The organism is Pseudomonas sp. GW821-FHT09H03 (genome assembly GCF_059415945.1).
Genome location: NZ_JBWKOF010000001.1, coordinates 108,779 through 126,238, shown reverse-complemented (window position 1 = coordinate 126,238; position 17,460 = coordinate 108,779). Strand labels below are relative to the sequence as shown.

14 protein-coding genes are annotated in these 17,460 nt (G+C 61.1%); 7 read left to right on the top strand and 7 right to left on the bottom strand.

Translation table 11 applies throughout. The features are described 5' to 3' along the window. Nucleotides 1-10: 10 nt before the first annotated feature. From pyrR to gshB, 5 genes are all read right to left on the bottom strand, one after another. A complete protein-coding gene (gene pyrR / locus AC07OG_RS00540) occupies nucleotides 11-514 on the bottom strand; it encodes a bifunctional pyr operon transcriptional regulator/uracil phosphoribosyltransferase PyrR (protein WP_060542405.1) in 504 nt (167 codons plus the stop codon). A gap of 80 nt (nucleotides 515-594) precedes the next feature. Continuing rightward, the gene (gene ruvX, locus AC07OG_RS00535) at nucleotides 595-1,032 is read right to left on the bottom strand and encodes a Holliday junction resolvase RuvX (RefSeq protein WP_495065972.1); all 438 of its coding nucleotides are present in this window, start codon (nucleotides 1,030-1,032) and stop codon (nucleotides 595-597) included. Beyond that, a complete protein-coding gene (locus tag AC07OG_RS00530) occupies nucleotides 1,032-1,604 on the bottom strand; it encodes a YqgE/AlgH family protein (protein WP_495065971.1) in 573 nt (190 codons plus the stop codon). The genes ruvX and AC07OG_RS00530 overlap by 1 nt, the downstream gene beginning before the upstream one ends. Before the next feature lie 248 nt (nucleotides 1,605-1,852). Then, the gene (locus AC07OG_RS00525; protein WP_060542402.1) at nucleotides 1,853-2,752 is read right to left on the bottom strand and encodes an energy transducer TonB; all 900 of its coding nucleotides are present in this window, start codon (nucleotides 2,750-2,752) and stop codon (nucleotides 1,853-1,855) included. A gap of 64 nt (nucleotides 2,753-2,816) precedes the next feature. Further along, nucleotides 2,817-3,788, bottom strand: coding sequence for a glutathione synthase (gshB, locus tag AC07OG_RS00520; RefSeq protein WP_060542401.1), 972 nt, complete (start codon nucleotides 3,786-3,788; stop codon nucleotides 2,817-2,819). Between the two features lie 359 nt (nucleotides 3,789-4,147). On the opposite strand from gshB, the gene pilG reads away from it, so the two are divergent. The 7 genes from pilG to trhA all read left to right on the top strand — a co-directional run bounded on the left by pilG (nucleotide 4,148) and on the right by trhA (nucleotide 14,995). After that, entirely contained in the window at nucleotides 4,148-4,552 is a 405-nt protein-coding gene (gene pilG / locus AC07OG_RS00515; protein WP_060542400.1) for a twitching motility response regulator PilG, read from the top strand. Nucleotides 4,553-4,609: 57 nt separating this feature from the next. Beyond that, on the top strand, nucleotides 4,610-4,975 hold the full coding sequence (pilH, locus tag AC07OG_RS00510) for a twitching motility response regulator PilH (RefSeq protein ID WP_060542929.1): 366 nt from the start codon (nucleotides 4,610-4,612) through the stop codon (nucleotides 4,973-4,975). 10 nt (nucleotides 4,976-4,985) lie between these two features. After that, complete coding sequence (locus AC07OG_RS00505) at nucleotides 4,986-5,525, top strand: chemotaxis protein CheW (RefSeq protein WP_060542399.1); 540 nt, start codon at nucleotides 4,986-4,988, stop codon at nucleotides 5,523-5,525. Between the two features lie 158 nt (nucleotides 5,526-5,683). After that, nucleotides 5,684-7,762 (top strand): methyl-accepting chemotaxis protein, encoded by a 2,079-nt coding sequence (locus AC07OG_RS00500; RefSeq protein ID WP_218423651.1) that lies wholly within the window; start codon nucleotides 5,684-5,686, stop codon nucleotides 7,760-7,762. An 18-nt stretch (nucleotides 7,763-7,780) separates the two neighbouring features. Continuing rightward, the gene (locus AC07OG_RS00495; RefSeq protein ID WP_495065970.1) at nucleotides 7,781-13,687 is read left to right on the top strand and encodes an Hpt domain-containing protein; all 5,907 of its coding nucleotides are present in this window, start codon (nucleotides 7,781-7,783) and stop codon (nucleotides 13,685-13,687) included. Then, the gene (locus AC07OG_RS00490; protein WP_495065969.1) at nucleotides 13,680-14,138 is read left to right on the top strand and encodes a chemotaxis protein CheW; all 459 of its coding nucleotides are present in this window, start codon (nucleotides 13,680-13,682) and stop codon (nucleotides 14,136-14,138) included. Before AC07OG_RS00495 ends, AC07OG_RS00490 begins: the two co-directional genes overlap by 8 nt. Before the next feature lie 239 nt (nucleotides 14,139-14,377). After that, the gene (trhA, locus tag AC07OG_RS00485) at nucleotides 14,378-14,995 is read left to right on the top strand and encodes a PAQR family membrane homeostasis protein TrhA (RefSeq protein ID WP_495065968.1); all 618 of its coding nucleotides are present in this window, start codon (nucleotides 14,378-14,380) and stop codon (nucleotides 14,993-14,995) included. A 97-nt stretch (nucleotides 14,996-15,092) separates the two neighbouring features. Here the strand turns inward: trhA and AC07OG_RS00480 are convergent, their stop codons facing one another. Further along, nucleotides 15,093-15,812, bottom strand: coding sequence for a 16S rRNA (uracil(1498)-N(3))-methyltransferase (locus AC07OG_RS00480; RefSeq protein WP_495065967.1), 720 nt, complete (start codon nucleotides 15,810-15,812; stop codon nucleotides 15,093-15,095). Between the two features lie 183 nt (nucleotides 15,813-15,995). Further along, a complete protein-coding gene (locus AC07OG_RS00475; RefSeq protein WP_060542393.1) occupies nucleotides 15,996-17,402 on the bottom strand; it encodes an adenosylmethionine--8-amino-7-oxononanoate transaminase in 1,407 nt (468 codons plus the stop codon). Between the last annotated feature and the right edge of the window lie 58 nt (nucleotides 17,403-17,460).

The following is a 17,460-nucleotide window of genomic DNA, read 5'->3' as shown; positions in this document are numbered from 1 at the left end:
ATAGGGCGAATTAAAGGGCGAGGTCTTGCAGCTCGAGCGCAAGCTCGGGGCCGGACAGCTTCACCCGCTCGTGGGCGGCCAGACTCAGGGTAGCTCCGACCACGTTCGGGCGAATCGGCAGCTCGGCGGCGTCCAGGTCCAGCAGGCACACCAGTGTGATGCTGGCCGGGCGTCCGTAATCGAAGAGTTCGTTCATGGCGGCGCGGATGGTACGGCCGCTCATCAGCACGTCATCGATCAGCACCAGATGCTGGCCTTCGATTTCGAACGGCAGGGCCGAAGGGCGCACCTGAGGGTGCAGGCCGTTCTGGCTGAAGTCGTCGCGATAAAAAGAAACGTCGAGGGTGCCGAGGGGCGAATGGCTGCCCAGTTCCTTGAGCAAGGCTTGAGCGACCCAGACGCCGCCGCTACGGATACCGATGAAGCGCGGTTCGCTGATGCCGCGCAGTTCCAGGTGTGCCTTGAGATCGGTGGCCATCTGGCTGATCAGTTCGGCGGGATTGGGCAGGCTCATGGTTGCTCCTTCTTGGGCCCGAGCCGGGTTGTTACTTGGGGGCTCGGGTTGTCACTATAGAGAGGCGTCAAGACGGCTCTTCAGGATTCGAACAGCTCGCTGTTTTCGTCGAGCCAGCCTTGCAGCAGCAGGGCGGCGGCAATGGCATCGACCGGGTTGTCGCGGTAACTGCCTTTCTGCCCACCCCGGGCCAGGCGTTCGCCCTTGGCCTCGTAGGTGGTCAGGCGTTCATCATGGGTATAAAAGGGCAGGTTGAAGCGACCGTTCAAGCGCCGGGCGAATTTTTCCGCACGGGCACACATGTCGCTGGGCGTGCCGTCCATGTTCAATGGCAGACCTACCACCACCGCGTCGGGTTTCCACTCCTTGATGAGGGTCTCGATCTGGTTCCAGTCGGGAATGCCGTTCTGCGCCTTCAAGGTGCACAGTTCACGGGCCTGCCCGGTAATCACCTGGCCGACCGCAACGCCGATCTGTTTGGTGCCGTAGTCGAATCCCAGAATCAGCCGCAGGGCCATCAGGCGTGCCCCGCCTGGCTGGTCAGCAGGCTGAGATTGACGCCCAGGTGCCTGGCGGCCGCTTCCAGGCGCAGTTCGCTGCTGGTGTTGAACAGGATGTCGGCTTCGAACGGGCAGTTCAGCCAGGCGTTCTGGGCCAGTTCGGCTTCCAGTTGCCCGGCTTCCCAGCCGGCGTAGCCGAGGGCGATCAGGCTTTTCGCTGGTCCGACGCCATCGGCAATGGCAAACAGCACGTCCTGGGAGGTCGACAGGGACAACTCGTCTTGCAGATCAACGGTCGCCTGATAGCTCTGCCCCTTGGGGTGCAGGACGAAACCACGGTCGGTCTGCACCGGGCCGCCGATGAAGATCGGCACATGCTGGCAGAGCGCGGGCGGTTCGATATCCGGGCGCAATTGCTCAAGAATGTCGGCCAGACTCAGATCTTGCGGGCGGTTGACCACCAGCCCCATGGCACCATTGGCCGTGTGCTCGACGATATAGGTCAAGGTGTGCGCAAAGTTCGGGTCGGCCATGTGCGGCATGGCGATCAGGAATTGATGCTTGAGGTAGCTGGGGCTGACGTTTTTCATGTGCGCTAGTGTGGCGTTGGAGGGGCGAACTGACAAGCTGCGGATGCGCAGGAAATGCCCCGATTCAGTTATCAATCGATCACAAATGTGGGAGCGGGCTTGTGTGGCGAGGGGGCTTGCCCCCGTCGGGCCGCGAAGCGGCCCCAAAACAGTAATCTGGGACTACTGCGCAGTCCAGCGGGGCGATGCGGCGTTCCGACAAGCCCCCTCGCCACACAAGCCCGCTCCCACAGGGGATTTGTGGGGTGTCAGTTGCTTGAAAGCCGGTCGCCGCGGGCAAACTTCCAGGTGCGGATGATTTCCAGGCGGTCGATGTCCGACAGATCTCCGGTAAACGGCGCAAAAGGCGCAGCAAGCCTGACGATGCGTTGCGCCGCCTGGTCCAGCAGCGGTTGCCCGGAAGACTCCAGTACCAGCACTTCGTACAGCGAGCCGTCGCGGTTGATCGACACCATCAGGCGCAAATTACCGTAGATCTGCTTGCGCCGTGCTTCGTCGGGGTAGTTGAGGTTGCCGATGCGCTCGACTTTCTTGCGCCATTCGTCTTTGTACCAGGCACCCTTGTCGCGCATGGTCGAGGCGGCGCTCAGGCGATGGATGCGCGGGCGTTTGGCGTACAGCTGCTGTTCGTTGGCCAATTCCGCTTCCAGACTGGCGATGTCGCTGGACAACTGTTCGCTGTCGAACGTCGGTGCCTGGACCTGGGGTTTGGCCTGGACTTTGGGTTCTTCGGTTTTCGCGGGGGCTTTTTTCGGCTTTGGCGCGACCGTGGTCACCGCTGCCTTCGGCGGGGCGTCCTGGACTTCAGGCTTGGCGGCCGGCGGTGGCGTGACCTTCTGCACCTTGTTGTCCTGGAACGGCGCTATCTCAGTGGTCTTGGGAATCGCCTTTTTATCCAGGGTGCCGCTGCCTTGCTGATTCTCCTGGGCGAGAAAGTCAGCTTTTTCCGGCTTCTTTTCGCTTTTGAAGGTGGCGAGGGTGATTTCCAGGGTTTTGCTGATCTGTTTGGGCTCGACCACTGCAAACCCGACGCCCAAAAGCAAGGCCAGGTGGATCAGTGCCGCGAGAAACAGGGTAAAACCGAGGCGATCGGCCGGGCGCACGCCATGATGGGCGAGTTCTGCGGGCAGATCGGACGGGAGGGTCATGACAAAAAAACCAACATCGCGCTTTTACAAGCCCGGCATGATAGCGCAATGTTGGTTTTTAGCTTCAAGCTTGCGACTTGGAGCTTGCAGCTTGCAGCTTCTTCTCAATGGCATCCATGAGCATGCCGCCAATGTCTGTGCCGAACGCATTATCAATTTCGCGTATGCAGGTCGGGCTGGTGACGTTGATTTCGGTCAGATGCTCGCCGATGACGTCCAGACCGACGAACAACAGGCCTTTTTCACGCAGGGTCGGGCCCACTTGGGCGGCAATCCAGCGATCCTTGTCGGTCAACGGGCGGGCTTCGCCACGGCCACCGGCGGCCAGGTTGCCTCGGGTTTCGCCAGCGGCCGGAATCCGCGCCAGGCAGTAATCCACCGGTTCGCCGTCGATCATCAGGATGCGCTTGTCACCATCGACGATGGCCGGCAGGTAGCCCTGGATCATGATCTGCTGCTGACCGTGCAGGGTCAGGGTTTCAAGGATCACCGAGAGGTTCGGGTGGCCGGCGGTGTGGCGAAAGATCGAAGAGCCGCCCATGCCGTCCAGCGGCTTGAGAATCACATCGCCATGATGGTCGGCGAATTCGCGCAGCACATCCGGGCGACGGCTGACGATGGTCGGCGGTGTGCACTGCGGGAACAGCGTGGCGAACAGCTTTTCATTGCAATCGCGCAGGCTTTGCGGCTTGTTGACCACCAGTACGCCGGCGGCCTCGGCCTGTTCCAGCAAATAGGTGGAATAGACGAATTCCATGTCGAACGGCGGATCCTTGCGCATCAGGATCACGTCCAGATCGCTCAGCAGCGCGTCGTTTTCAGCGCCCAGTTCGAACCATTTTTCCGGATTGGCGAAAACCTGCAGCGGCCGCATCCGCGCCCGGGCCTGGCCTTCGGCCTGGTACAAGTCGCGCTGTTCCATATAGAACAGTTCCCAGCCGCGCTTCTGCGCGGCCAGCAGCATGGCCAGCGAGCTATCCTTTTTATAGGAGATGCTGGCGATAGGGTCCATGACAATCCCGACGCGAACGCTCATTGGGTTTTCCTCGAAAATTTGGGGGCAGATACCGAATTCCTGTAGGGGCGAGCATGCTCGCGATGAACCCAGGTACACCGCGGGGCACCAGGTTTTGCGCGTTAGCGTTGACGTCCATCGCGAGCGTGCTCGCTCCTACAGGAAAAACAGCGCAGGGCCGTATAAAAGTGGCGTCAGATTGGCGCTGAGTCTGTTCCCGGTCAAGGAAAAACCACTGCGCCGGTCGCCTGATAGATTGGATTTGGAGACTGTGCTAAAAAGACTGCCATGTCGTGCTGGCCCTTGAGTATCAAGGGTTTCGAGCCACCGATTACCCAAAAGCGGACAAATTGATTCGTAAAGGCGACGGAAGAGCGGATATGGAACAGCACCCCAACGCCTTGAAGGTCATGGTGATCGACGATTCGAAGACGATTCGCCGCACCGCCGAAACGTTGTTGAAGAACGTCGGTTGCGAGGTCATCACGGCCATCGACGGCTTCGATGCCCTGGCCAAGATCGCCGACAATCATCCCGGCATCATCTTCGTCGATATCATGATGCCGCGCCTTGATGGCTATCAGACCTGCGCGCTGATCAAGAACAACAGTGCATTCAAGTCCACGCCAGTGATCATGCTGTCGTCCAAGGACGGGCTGTTCGACAAGGCCAAGGGGCGCATCGTCGGCTCCGATCAGTTTTTGACCAAGCCTTTCAGCAAGGAAGAGTTGCTTGATGCGATCCAGGCCCATGTTCCTGGCTTCGCCGCCGTTTTGCCGCAGTAGGACGCTCACAGTGACGTTCGGCCATCGGGCCTGGCGTCTATAAGAATGGGGAAGAAAATGGCACGTATTCTGATCGTTGATGATTCGCCGACTGAAATGTACAAATTGACCGGCATGCTGGAAAAGCACGGTCATGAAGTCCTGAAAGCCGAAAACGGTGCCGACGGCGTGGCCCTGGCCCGCCAGGAAAAGCCCGATGCGGTCCTGATGGACATCGTCATGCCAGGCCTCAACGGCTTCCAGGCGACTCGTCAGTTGACCAAAGACCCGGATACCGGGCACATCCCGGTGATCATCATCACCACCAAGGATCAGGAAACCGACAAGGTCTGGGGCACGCGCCAGGGGGCCAGGGACTACCTGACCAAACCGGTCGATGAAGAGACCCTGATCAAAACCCTGAACAACGTGCTGGCCGGTTGATCGACTGCCCATGAGCGAGTCGCTGACGGCTTTCGAACTGTTGCTGCAAATCGACCGGCGCTGTCGTCTGCTGGCGGCGGACCTGCCGTCCCAGCCGACTCGCCGGGACAGCTGGAGCGGCATTGGATTTCGCCTGGGTGAACACTGGTACGTGGCGCCCATGGGCGAAGTCGGTGAAGTGTTGCACGAGCCACGCTTCACGCAGCTGCCGGGAGTGAAACCATGGGTCAAAGGTGTGGCCAACTTGCGCGGGCGGCTGCTGCCGATCATGGATCTGTCCGGTTTCTTGGGCTATGAGCTGTCAGCGGTGCGTCGGCAGCGGCGGGTGTTGGTGGTTGAGCATGAAGACGTATTTGCCGGCTTGATAGTCGATGAAGTTTTCGGCCTGCAGCACTTTGCCCGGGACACTCTGGAGCCAGTGCCGGCCCACGAGTTGCGGGGAGCGATGGCGGCGTTTATCCAGGGGCGGTTTGCCCGTGAGAAGTGCTGGCGGGTGTTCAGCCCGTTTGCGTTGGTGCGGTCCCAGGGGTTCATGAATGTCGCGGTGTGACAGCAGCAACACAGATCCAATGTGGGAGCGGGCTTGCTCGCGAAAGCGGTGCGTCAGTCAGCTTCACTGTTGAAGGAGTGAGCGAATTCGCGAGCAAGCCCGCTCCCACAGGGGCCCTCGGTAAGTCTTGGAAGGTGTTGGTTAACAGGCGAGGACCGATGATAAAAGCAAAAGAAGGCATGCCAATGGAAGGGTCGCGCAGTCGGTCGCAGATCATCGCGCTGTTTATCGCGCTGATCGTCTTCATCATGCTGCTGTTCGCCAACTTCGCCTACCTCAACACCCAGGCCACCTACGACAAACAGTACATTGGCCACGCCGGTGAACTGCGCGTGTTGTCCCAACGCATCGCCAAGAATGCCACTGAAGCCGCCGCCGGCAAGGCTGCCGCGTTCAAGTTGCTTAGTGATGCGCGCAATGACTTTGCCCGGCGCTGGGGTTACCTGAAGAAAGGCGATCCGGTCACCGGCTTGCCACCGGCACCCAGCAGCATGCGTCCGCAGATGCGCGCTGTGCAGCAGGATTGGGAGCGTCTGCTGAAAAACACCGACGCGATTCTGTCCAGCGAGCAGACTGTGCTGTCGCTGCATCAGGTCGCCGCGACGTTGGCCGAAACCGTGCCGCAGTTGCAGATCGAGTACGAGAAGGTTGTCGAAACCCTCCTGCAGCGCGGCGCCCCGGCCGCTCAGGTCGCGATGGCTCAGCGTCAGTCATTGCTGGCCGAGCGGATTCTCGGTGCGGTGAACACGGTGTTGGCCGGTGACGAAAACTCCCAGCAGGCCGCGGACGCCTTCGGGCGTGACGCGACACAATTCGGCAAGGTGCTCAACGGCATGTTGCAGGGTGACACGGCGCTCAAGGTCAGCCAGGTCGAAGACCGCGATGCCCGCGCCCGTCTTGCGGAAATATCCGAACTGTTCGAGTTCGTCTCGGGCTCGGTGGATGAAATCCTCGAAACCTCGCCGGAGCTGTTCAAGGTCCGTGAGTCGGCGAGCAATATTTTCAGTTTGTCGCAAACCCTGCTCGACGAAGCCTCGCACCTGGCCAGCGGCTTCGAAAACCTCGCCGGCGGGCGCAGCACCGATACCATTGGCGGTTATGTGCTGGGGCTGCTGGCATTGGCCTCGATCATTCTCATCGGCCTGGTGATGGTGCGCGAAACCAATCGCCAGTTGCGCGAAACCGCCGAGAAAAACGAGCGTAACCAGAACGCGATCATGCGTCTGCTCGACGAAATCGAAGACCTCGCCGATGGCGACCTGACAGTGACTGCATCGGTAACCGAAGACTTCACCGGGACCATCGCCGACTCGATCAATTATTCCGTGGACCAACTGCGCGACCTGGTGGCGACCATCAACCTCACCGCCGGCCAGGTCGCTGCCGCCGTGCAGGAAACCCAGGCCACGGCGATGCACCTGGCTCAGGCTTCGGAGCATCAGGCCCAGCAAATTTGCGAAGCCTCCGCGGCGATCAACGACATGGCCGAGTCCATCGACCAGGTGTCTGCCAACGCCGCAGAATCCTCGGCCGTGGCCGAGCGCTCGGTGGAAATCGCCAACAAGGGCAACGAGGTGGTGCACAACACCATCCACGGCATGGACAATATTCGCGAGCAGATTCAGGACACCGCCAAGCGCATCAAACGCTTGGGTGAGTCTTCCCAGGAAATCGGCGACATTGTCAGCCTGATCGATGACATTGCCGATCAGACCAACATCCTCGCCCTCAACGCGGCGATCCAGGCTTCCATGGCCGGTGATGCCGGACGCGGTTTTGCCGTGGTCGCCGATGAAGTCCAGCGCCTGGCCGAGCGCTCTTCCGCGGCCACGCGGCAGATCGAAACCCTGGTGCGGGCGATCCAGACCGACACCAATGAAGCGGTTATCTCCATGGAGCAGACCACCACAGAGGTGGTACGCGGTGCGCGTCTGGCGCACGATGCCGGGGTGGCCCTGGAAGAAATCGAAGGCGTCTCCAAGACCCTGGCGGCCTTGATCCAGAGTATTTCCAATGCCGCGCAGCAGCAGACGTCGTCGGCCGGTCAGATTTCCCTGACGATGAACGTGATCCAGCAGATCACCACGCAGACCTCGTCAGGCTCCACCGCCACGGCCGAGAGCATCGGCAACCTGGCAAAAATGGCCAGCCAGTTGCGCCGTTCGGTTTCCGGTTTCACCTTGCCGGCGGCCAAGGCGCAGGTTGTGGACAAAGCTGAACCGCCCATTGGTGTATGAATGGTAACTGGAGTGGTTATGGCTGATCGGCACGACTATGTGGCCCTGGAGTGGGTCAAGGGCGAGATTGCCGAAACGTTGAGGGTCGCTCACCAGGCGATCGAAACCCTGCTTGATGATCCGCAGGCTCTGCACGCGCTGGACAACTGCCTGGCGTGCATCCATCAGGTCCATGGCAGTTTGCAGATGGTCGAGTTCTACGGCGCGGCGCTGCTCGCCGAAGAGATGGAACAATTGACCATCGCCCTGCAGCACAATCGCGTCAGCCATCGCGACGAGGCGTTGCACCTGTTGATGCAAGCGCTCGGACAACTGCCGATCTATCTGGATCGGGTGCAGGGCGCGCGCCGCGATTTGCCACTGGTGGTGCTGCCGCTGATCAACGATCTGCGCAGCGCCCGTGGTGAAAACCTGTTGTCGGAAACCAGCCTGTTCAGCCCGCAACTGCCCGAACTGCCGCCCCTGGATGAAGAGGCGCTGGCGTTGCTCGAGCCAGTTGAGCTCCCCAGCGTTCTGCGCAAGTTGCGGCAAATGCTGCAGATGGCCCTGGTGGGTTTTCTGCGTGAACAGGACAGCGAGACCAATCTCGATTATCTGGCCAAGGTCTTCGCCCGTCTCGAAGGGTTGTCTGCCAATGCGCCGCTGAGCCCGTTATGGCAAGTCGCTTCGGCGCTGGTCGAAGGCATGCAGGGCGGCGCGATTGCCAACAGTCCAGCGTTGCGCAGCCTGTTCAAGGACGCCGACAAAGAACTCAAGCGCCTGCTCGAAGAGGGCATGCCCGGCATCAATCAGCCGGCGCCGCCGCAATTGCTGAAAAGTTTATTGTTTTACATTGCCAAGGCCGATCATCCCACCGGGCAGATGCTGACCATGAAAGATCGCTACTCCCTGGACGACGCGCTGCCTGACAGTGCGATGGTCGACGAAGAACGCGCACGACTGGCCGGGCCAGACCGCGATGCGATGCGCTCGGTGCTCGCGGCGCTGTGCGAAGAACTGGTGCGGGTCAAGGAACGCCTGGACCTGTTCGTGCGCAGCGACCGGCAGCACACGTCCGACCTCGACAGCCTGTTGGCGCCCCTGCGGCAAATCGCCGATACCCTGGCAGTACTGGGCTTCGGCCAGCCGCGCAAGGTCATCATCGATCAATTGGCGGTGGTCCTGAGCCTGGCCCAGGGACAGCGCGAGCCCAACGACGCGATCCTCATGGATGTCGCCGGGGCCTTGCTGTACGTCGAAGCGACCCTGGCCGGCATGGTCGGCACGGTGGAGCCGGAAAGCCAGGAGGACAGTCGCTTGCCGACCACCGACCTGACGCAGATCCACCAGATCGTGATCAAGGAAGCGCGCATCTGCCTGCAGCAGGCCAAGGACATGATCGTCGACTACATCGACGCCGATTGGGACCGTCAGCATTTGCAGGCATTGCCGGCTTTGCTGACCCAGGTGCGCGGCGCGCTGGCGATGATTGCGCTGGGCCGTGCGGCGAGCCTGATCGAAACCTGTAACCACTTTATCCGCGAGCACCTGCTACTCGAACCGGATCAGCCGGGCTGGGAGGAACTGGACAACCTGGCCGACGTGATCACCAGCATCGAGTATTACCTGGAACGCCTCAGCGATGACCCCGAAGCACCGGGCGAAGCGTTGCTCGACGTCGCAGAGAAAAGCCTGGCGGCCCTCGGTTTTTACCCCAGCGAACATTATGTGCCGGTGCTCGATGATGTTCTGAGCCCCAGTGAAGCGCAGGTCATGCAAATGATGCAGGAACTGGCCGATCCGCACGTCGTCCAGTCCCTGGCCGATGTGCTGGCCAGTCCGGTATCGGCCCTCAATCCGCCGGCCCGGAGCACTCCGGGCAGCCTGTTGCCGCCGCCCGCTGGCGAAACGCCTGTGGATGACGAGCTGCGAGAAGTGTTCCTCGAGGAAACCGACGAAGTCCTGGATATCCTTCGTGAGTACTTGCCACGCTGGTCGATCAACCCCGCGGACCGGTCGGCCCTGAGTGAGCTGCGTCGGGCGTTCCATACCCTCAAGGGCAGTGGCCGGATGGTCCGCGCCCTGGTTCTTGGCGAACTGGCCTGGGCTGTGGAAAACCTGCTCAACCGCGTACTGGAAAACAGCGTGGAACCGGGTGTCACTGTGCAAAAACTGGTCGGCGAAGTGCTGCATCTGCTGCCGGAAGTGGTGGCTGAATATGCCGCCAATACCCAGCGCCAGCGCAACGATGTTGACCAGTTGGCCGCCCGTGCCCATGCCTTGGCCAAGGGCGATGAGTCGGTGTCCGACGAGGACACGCAGGACGTCACGGCGCTCGATCCACTGTTGCTGGAGATCTTTCGCAAAGAGGCCGAAACCCATCTCGCCAGTCTCAACCGCTTCCTCGATCAGGCCGCCGAACACGTCCCTTTGCAGGCCACTGACGAGTTGCAGCGCGCCTTGCACACCCTCAAGGGTAGTGCTTCGATGGCCGGCGTTCTGCCGATAGCCGAGCTGGCGGCGCCGCTGGATCGGTTGGCCCGGGAGTACAAGGCACACCTGATTGCCCTTGATCTGGACGAAGTCGAACTGCTGCTGGAAGCCGAAGGCTTGTTTCGCCTTGGATTGCGTCAACTCAAGGTTGATCCCCTGGCCGAGATTCCCGGGGCCCAACGCTTGATCGAGCGCGCCAGGGCGTTGCTGGCCGAACGCTTGGAGGCGTTACTGAGCACGCCGAGTAGCGCAACCCGGGTCAAGCGCGATTCGCAGTTGATCAACAACTTCCTCGCCCAAGGCATGGACATCCTGCTGGACGCCGAAAGCCTGTTGCAGCGTTGGCAACAGCACCCTGGCGAGCGTCAGGAGCTCAGCGCACTGCTGGACGAACTGACCACCCTCGGCGAAGGCGCACACCTGGCCGATTTGCATCCTGTGGATGAGCTTTGCGAAGCCTTGCTTGATCTCTACGGCGCTGTGGAAGAAAGCAGCCTGGCGGTCAGCGAGCGGTTTTTCCATGAGGCGCAGAGTGCTCACGAAGCGCTGATCAATATGCTCGACGAGTTGGCCGCCGGCCAGGAAGTCAGTCCGCAACCGCATCGGATCACGGCGCTGCGCGGATTGCTCGACGAGAGCCTCGACCCGTCGGCCATGGGCCTGATTCGCAGCGACGGCAGCCGTACCCTGAGCATTCGCGAGCTGAGCAGTGCCACCGCCGAACTGGAGCTGAGCACGAAGGCGGCGGGGCTGGATGACGAGATCGTCGCAATCTTCCTTGAAGAGGCGCTGGACATACTCGAAAGCGCCGGCCAGGCCCTGCAGCGCTGGCTACGCGATCCGGACAATGCGGCACCGCTGTCGTCCCTGCAACGTGACTTGCACACGCTCAAGGGCGGCGCGCGGATGGCCGAGATCGTTCAGGTGGGTGATCTGGCTCATGAGCTGGAAAGCCTTTATGAAGGCCTGATGGATCGCCGATATTTGCACAGCGATGCATTGGCGCAGCTGTTGCAGCGTAGCCACGACCGTCTGGCGCAATACCTTGAACACTTGCAGGCCCGCCAGCCACTGGACAATTGCGCTGAGTTGATCGAGGCCATTCGCGCCTACCGTCAGGGCCATACGGGCAATGCCGATGTGAGCGAGCCGGCAGCCACTAACAACTCGGCTGCCCACGACCCCGAGCTGTTGGAGATCTTCCTCGAGGAAGGTTACGACATCATCGAAAGCTCCGGCGCGGCACTGTTGCGCTGGCAGGCTCAACCTTCGAGTCGCCAGGAAGTGGAAACCCTGCTGCGCGATCTGCACACCCTCAAGGGTGGTGCGCGCATGGTGGAAATCGCCGCGATCGGCGACCTGGCCCATGAGCTGGAGTTCCTCTACGAGGGCTTGTCCACTGGCATGCTGCAACCCGCGTCGCCGTTGTTCGCCTTGTTGCAGCGCAGCCAGGATCGCCTGGCGCAAATGCTGGATGCGGCCCGCGCCGGTGAGTCGATGCCGCCGACGGATCGCTTGCTCGACGCAATCAGGAATTTCACCCACTCGAGCCCGGCGGATGTCCAGGTACCGGCTGCAACCCTTGCGGTGTCGAAGGCCGAGCCATTGCTGGCGCAACCTGAGGCCGGCGTGGACATGGTCAAGGTTTCAGCGGAGCTGCTTGACGATCTGGTCAACCTCGCCGGGGAAACGTCGATCTTCCGTGGTCGCATCGAGCAACAGGTCAGCGACGCGCAGATCGCTCTGCACGAAATGGAAACCACCATCGAGCGGATGCGTGACCAATTGCGCCGCCTCGATACCGAAACCCAGGGGCGAATGCTCAGCCGCCAGCAGGTCGACGCCGAGCGTCTCGGCTATGAGGAATTCGACCCGCTGGAAATGGACCGTCATTCGCAATTGCAGCAACTGTCCCGGGCGTTGTTCGAATCCGCCTCCGACTTGCTCGACCTCAAGGAAACCCTCGACCGACGCAACCATGACGCGCAAAACCTGTTGCAACAGCAGGGGCGCATCAACACCGAGTTGCAGGAAGGTCTGATGCGTACGCGCATGGTGCCGTTCGAGCGGATGTTGCCGCGTTTGCAACGCATCGTCCGGCAAGTGGCCAGTGAACTGGGCAAGGACGTGGACTTCATCGTCGACAACGCCGAAGGCGAGATGGATCGCAGCGTCCTCGAACGCATGGCTGCGCCGCTGGAACATATGCTGCGCAACGCCGTCGACCATGGCCTGGAGTCCGCCGAGACGCGGCTGGCGGCGGGCAAGCCGGCCAAGGGCAGGATCACCCTCGATCTGCTGCGCGAGGGCGGCGACATCATTTTCGATCTTCGCGACGACGGCGCCGGTGTGCCGCTCGAAGCGGTGCGGCGCAAGGCGATCAAGCGTGGCTTGCTCGAACCGGACAGCAGCATCAGCGACCACGAGGTGCTGCAATTCATTCTCCAGCCCGGTTTTTCCACCGCCGAGAAAATTACCCAGATTTCCGGGCGTGGGGTCGGCATGGACGTGGTGCACGAAGAGGTACGGCAGCTGGGTGGCACCATGAGCATCGACTCTGTGCCTGGCCAAGGTGTGCATTTCCGCATTCGGCTGCCGTTTACCGTGTCGGTCAACCGGGCGCTGATGGTGCAGTGCGCTGAGGATCAATACGCGATTCCACTCAACACCATTGATGGCATCGTTCGCGTCTTGCCCAATGAGCTGGAAGGGCATTACCGGCTCGATCCACCGACGTACGAGTATGCGGGGCAGTGCTATGAACTGTGCTATCTGGGCGAGCTGCTGAAAACCGGTGTGCGACCGAAACTGTTGGGTCAGGTCTTGCCGTTACCGGTGCTGCTGGTGCAGTGCAACGAGCGGCACATCGCCGTGCAGGTGGATGCCATGGCGGGCACCCGCGAGATCGTGGTCAAGAGCCTGGGGCCGCAGTTTGCGGCCGTGCAAGGAGTGTCCGGAGCGACGATTCTCGGAGACGGCCGAGTGGTGCTGATTCTGGATCTGCTGGCGCCGATCCGCGCCCTGCAAGCCCGGGTGCGGCAACGACCGGTTGGGCATGAAGTCGAGGCCGAGCCGCAGCGGCCGTTGCTGGTCATGGTGGTCGACGATTCGGTCACCGTGCGCAAGGTCACCAGCCGTTTGCTCGAACGCCATGGCATGAGCGTGCTGACCGCCAAGGACGGCGTCGACGCCATGCTGCTGCTCGAAGAACACACGCCCGACCTGATGCTGCTGGATATAGAGATGCCGCGCATGGACGGCTTCGAAGTGGCGACTCAGGTGCGCAATGATGAACGCCTGCAACACCTGCCGATCATCATGATCACTTCGCGTACCGGGCAGAAACATCGCGACCGCGCCATGGCCATCGGCGTCAACGACTACCTTGGCAAGCCATACCAGGAATCGGTGTTGCTCGAAAGCATCGCCTTGTGGAGCAGATCCAATGCTTGAACACCGCACCAGCAACCTCACCGGCCTGCTGTTGCCGTTGGCCGACCGCAATCTGATCCTGCCCAACGTTGCGGTTGCGGAGCTGATCGACTACCAGCAGGGGACCTTCGACCTCGATACTCCGCCGTGGTACCTGGGCCTGGTGACCTGGCGCGACCGGCAGATTCCGTTGCTGAGTTTCGAATCGGCTTGCGGACAGAAAACTGTCATCGGCGAACGCGCGCGGATCGTCATTCTCAATGCATTGGGAGGGCGCCCGGACCTGAAATTCATCGCATTGCTGGTGCAGGGGATTCCACGGTCTTACAAGCTCGACAGTCAGTTGAGTTATGTGGACGTGCCGTTATGTTCGCTGGAACAGGCGGCGGTGCAGGTGGGGGAACATGTGGCGAAGGTGCCGGATTTGTTGGCGCTGGAAGGGTTGCTGGTGAATGCCGGGTTGATCGACTGATCGACTGATCGAGGCTCTGCGGTGTTTCCATCGGCCCCTTCGCGAGCAAGCCCGCTCCCACCCTGAAATGCGATCTCCCGTGGAAGCGGGTCCCTGCCCACCAATCTAAAAGTGACACCACTGTAACGAACGAATGCGCCAGCCCCTGTACTGGATCGCGTTGTATGGAAACATTGCGCTTTTACGCTTGAAGCCTGAGCCTTGCGCACTGCAGTAACGAATGTCGAGGTAAGCAACACATGTATCACGGGGAAAGATTGAACGCCTGGACGCATCTGGTCGGGGCGGTGGCAGCGACGTTCGGAGCGGTGTGGATGCTGGTGATCGCCACCATGGATGGCAGCCCATGGAAGATCGTCAGTGTGGCGATCTACGGTTTTACCTTGATGGTGCTCTACAGCGCTTCGACCGTGTACCACAGCGTGCGCGGACGCAAGAAAGAGATCATGCAGAAGGTCGATCATTTTTCGATCTACCTGTTGATCGCCGGTAGCTACACGCCGTTCTGCCTGGTGACCTTGCGTGGACCGTGGGGCTGGACCTTGTTCGGGATTGTCTGGGGGCTGGCGCTGATTGGCATCTTGCAGGAGATCAAGCCGAGATCGGAAGCGCGGGTGCTGTCGATCGTGATTTATGCGGTGATGGGCTGGATCGTGCTGGTGGCGGTCAAGCCGTTGCTGGCGGCGCTGGGTACCGCCGGCTTTGCCTGGCTGGCGACTGGCGGTGTGCTCTATACCGTGGGGATTATCTTTTTCGCCCTCGATAATCGACTGCGCCATGCCCACGGGATCTGGCACCTGTTCGTGATCGCCGGGAGCTTGCTGCACTTTGTGGCGATATTCTTTTACGTCCTTTAGACCGAGCCGCGGCCACCGCCGGCAAGCCGGCTCCTATAGGAACCGCGCTGCTTTTGTAGGGCTGCGGTACGGCATCCGACTTGTTGGCGATGGCTGCTTAGAAGTCACCCCAAAGCTGCTGGGCCACCGCTAACGCCACCACCGGCGCGGTCTCTGTGCGCAATACTCGAGGGCCGAGGCGGGCGGCGTGAAAACCATTGGCCTTGGCCTGCTCGACTTCGGCGTCCGACAACCCGCCCTCAGGGCCGATCAGGAAGGCCAGGGTCGCAGGCTTGGCATGGCTGACCAATGGCTCGGCCACCGGATGCAGCACAAGCTTCAGTTCAGCGTCTGACTGTTTCAACCAATCGGTCAACAGCAACGGTGGATGAATCACCGGCACCTTGGAGCGGCCACATTGCTCGCACGCGCTGATCGCCACCTGACGCCAGTGCAGCAGGCGTTTGTCGGCGCGTTCGTCCTTGAGCCGGACTTCACAGCGTTCGGTGAAAATCGGGGTGATTTCGCTGACGCCCAGTTCAGTGGCTTTTTGAATCGCCCAGTCCATGCGTTCGCCACGGGACAGGCCCTGGCCAAGGTGGATCTGCAACGGCGACTCGACCTGGCCGGCGAAGCTTTCATCGATCTGTACCACGACGCGTTTTTTGCCGACGTCGATGAGCCTGGCGCGAAATTCATGGCCAGAACCGTCGAACAGTTGCAGCGCATCGCCCTCGGCCATGCGCAACACGCGACTGATGTAGTGGGCCTGGGCTTCGGGTAACTCGTGCTCGCCGATGCTCAGGGGGGCGTCGATAAAGAAGCGGGACAGTCTCATTAAGGTTCTCAAAAAAATTGTTCGAAGGCGCTCTTGTGGCGAGGGGGCTTGCCCCCGTTCGGCTGCGAAGCAGTCGTAAATCCGGCTGATGCAACTTAACTGGAGAAACCGGACTACCGGGTCTGGGGTCGCTTCGCGACCCAACGGGGGCGAGCCCCCTCGCCACAGGGGATCTGTGCTTGATTAACCCGGGTCACGGAACCCCGGATGGAAATCCTTCGGCACCGCCACGCTGACGCTGTCGCGGGTCGCGATGTCGATCCCTTCACTGGCCACTTCGGCGAGGAAGTCGATCTGTTCCGGCGTGATGACATACGGTGGCAGAAAATACACCACACTGCCCAGTGGCCGCAGTAAAGCCCCGCGCTCCAATGCATGCTGGAACACCTTCAGGCCACGGCGCTCCTGCCATGGATAAGCCTCTTTGCTCGCCTTGTCCTTGACCATCTCGATGGCCAGTACCATGCCGGTCTGGCGCACTTCGGCAACATTGGGGTGATCGACCAGGTGCGCGGTGGACGACGCCATGCGCTGGGCCAGGGCCTTGTTGGTCTCGATGACGTTGTCTTGTTCGAAGATGTCCAGCGTCGCCAGGGCCGCCGCACAGGCCAGCGGGTTGCCGGTGTAGCTGTGGGAGTGCAGGAAGGCACGCAGGGTTGGATAGTCGTCATAGAAGGCGCCGTAGACGTCCTCGGTCGTCAGGCAGGCCGCGAGCGGCAGGTAACCACCAGTCAGGGCCTTGGACAGACAGAGGAAGTCCGGGCGGATACCGGCCTGCTCGCAGGCGAACATCGTCCCGGTACGGCCAAAGCCGACGGCAATTTCGTCATGGATCAGGTGCACGCCGTAGCGGTCGCAGGCTTCGCGCAGCAGTTTGAGGTACACCGGGTGATACATGCGCATGCCGCCGGCGCCCTGGATCAGCGGTTCGACGATCACTGCGGCCACGCTGTCATGGTTCTCGGCCAGGGTCTGCTCCATGGCGGCGAACATGTTGCGCGAGTGCTCTTCCCAGCCCATGCCCTCGGGGCGCAGGTAGCAATCCGGGCTCGGCACTTTGATGGTGTCGAGCAGCAGGGCCTTGTAGGTTTCGGTGAACAGCGGCACATCACCCACCGACATCGCCGCCATGGTTTCGCCGTGGTAGCTGTTGGTCAGGGTGACAAAGCGCTTCTTGTTCGGCTGGCCGCGGTTGAGCCAGTAGTGAAAGCTCATTTTGAGCGCGACTTCGATGCAGGACGAACCGTTATCGGCGTAGAAACACCGGGTCAGGCCTTGCGGGGTCATCTTCACCAGTCGTTCGGACAATTCGATCACCGGTTGATGGCTGAAGCCGGCGAGGATCACGTGCTCCAGTTGATCTACCTGATCCTTGATGCGCTGATTGATCCGCGGGTTGGCGTGGCCGAACACGTTGACCCACCAGGAGCTGACCGCGTCCAGATAGCGCTTGCCTTCGAAGTCTTCCAGCCAGACACCTTCACCGCGCTTGATCGGGATCAGCGGCAGTTGTTCGTGATCTTTCATCTGGGTGCAGGGATGCCACAAAACAGCCAGGTCGCGCTGCATCCACTGATTATTCAGGCCCATTTTAAGTCTCCTGGAGGCGGTCCGTGTCACACGCGGACAAACAATCGCGCAAGCCTAT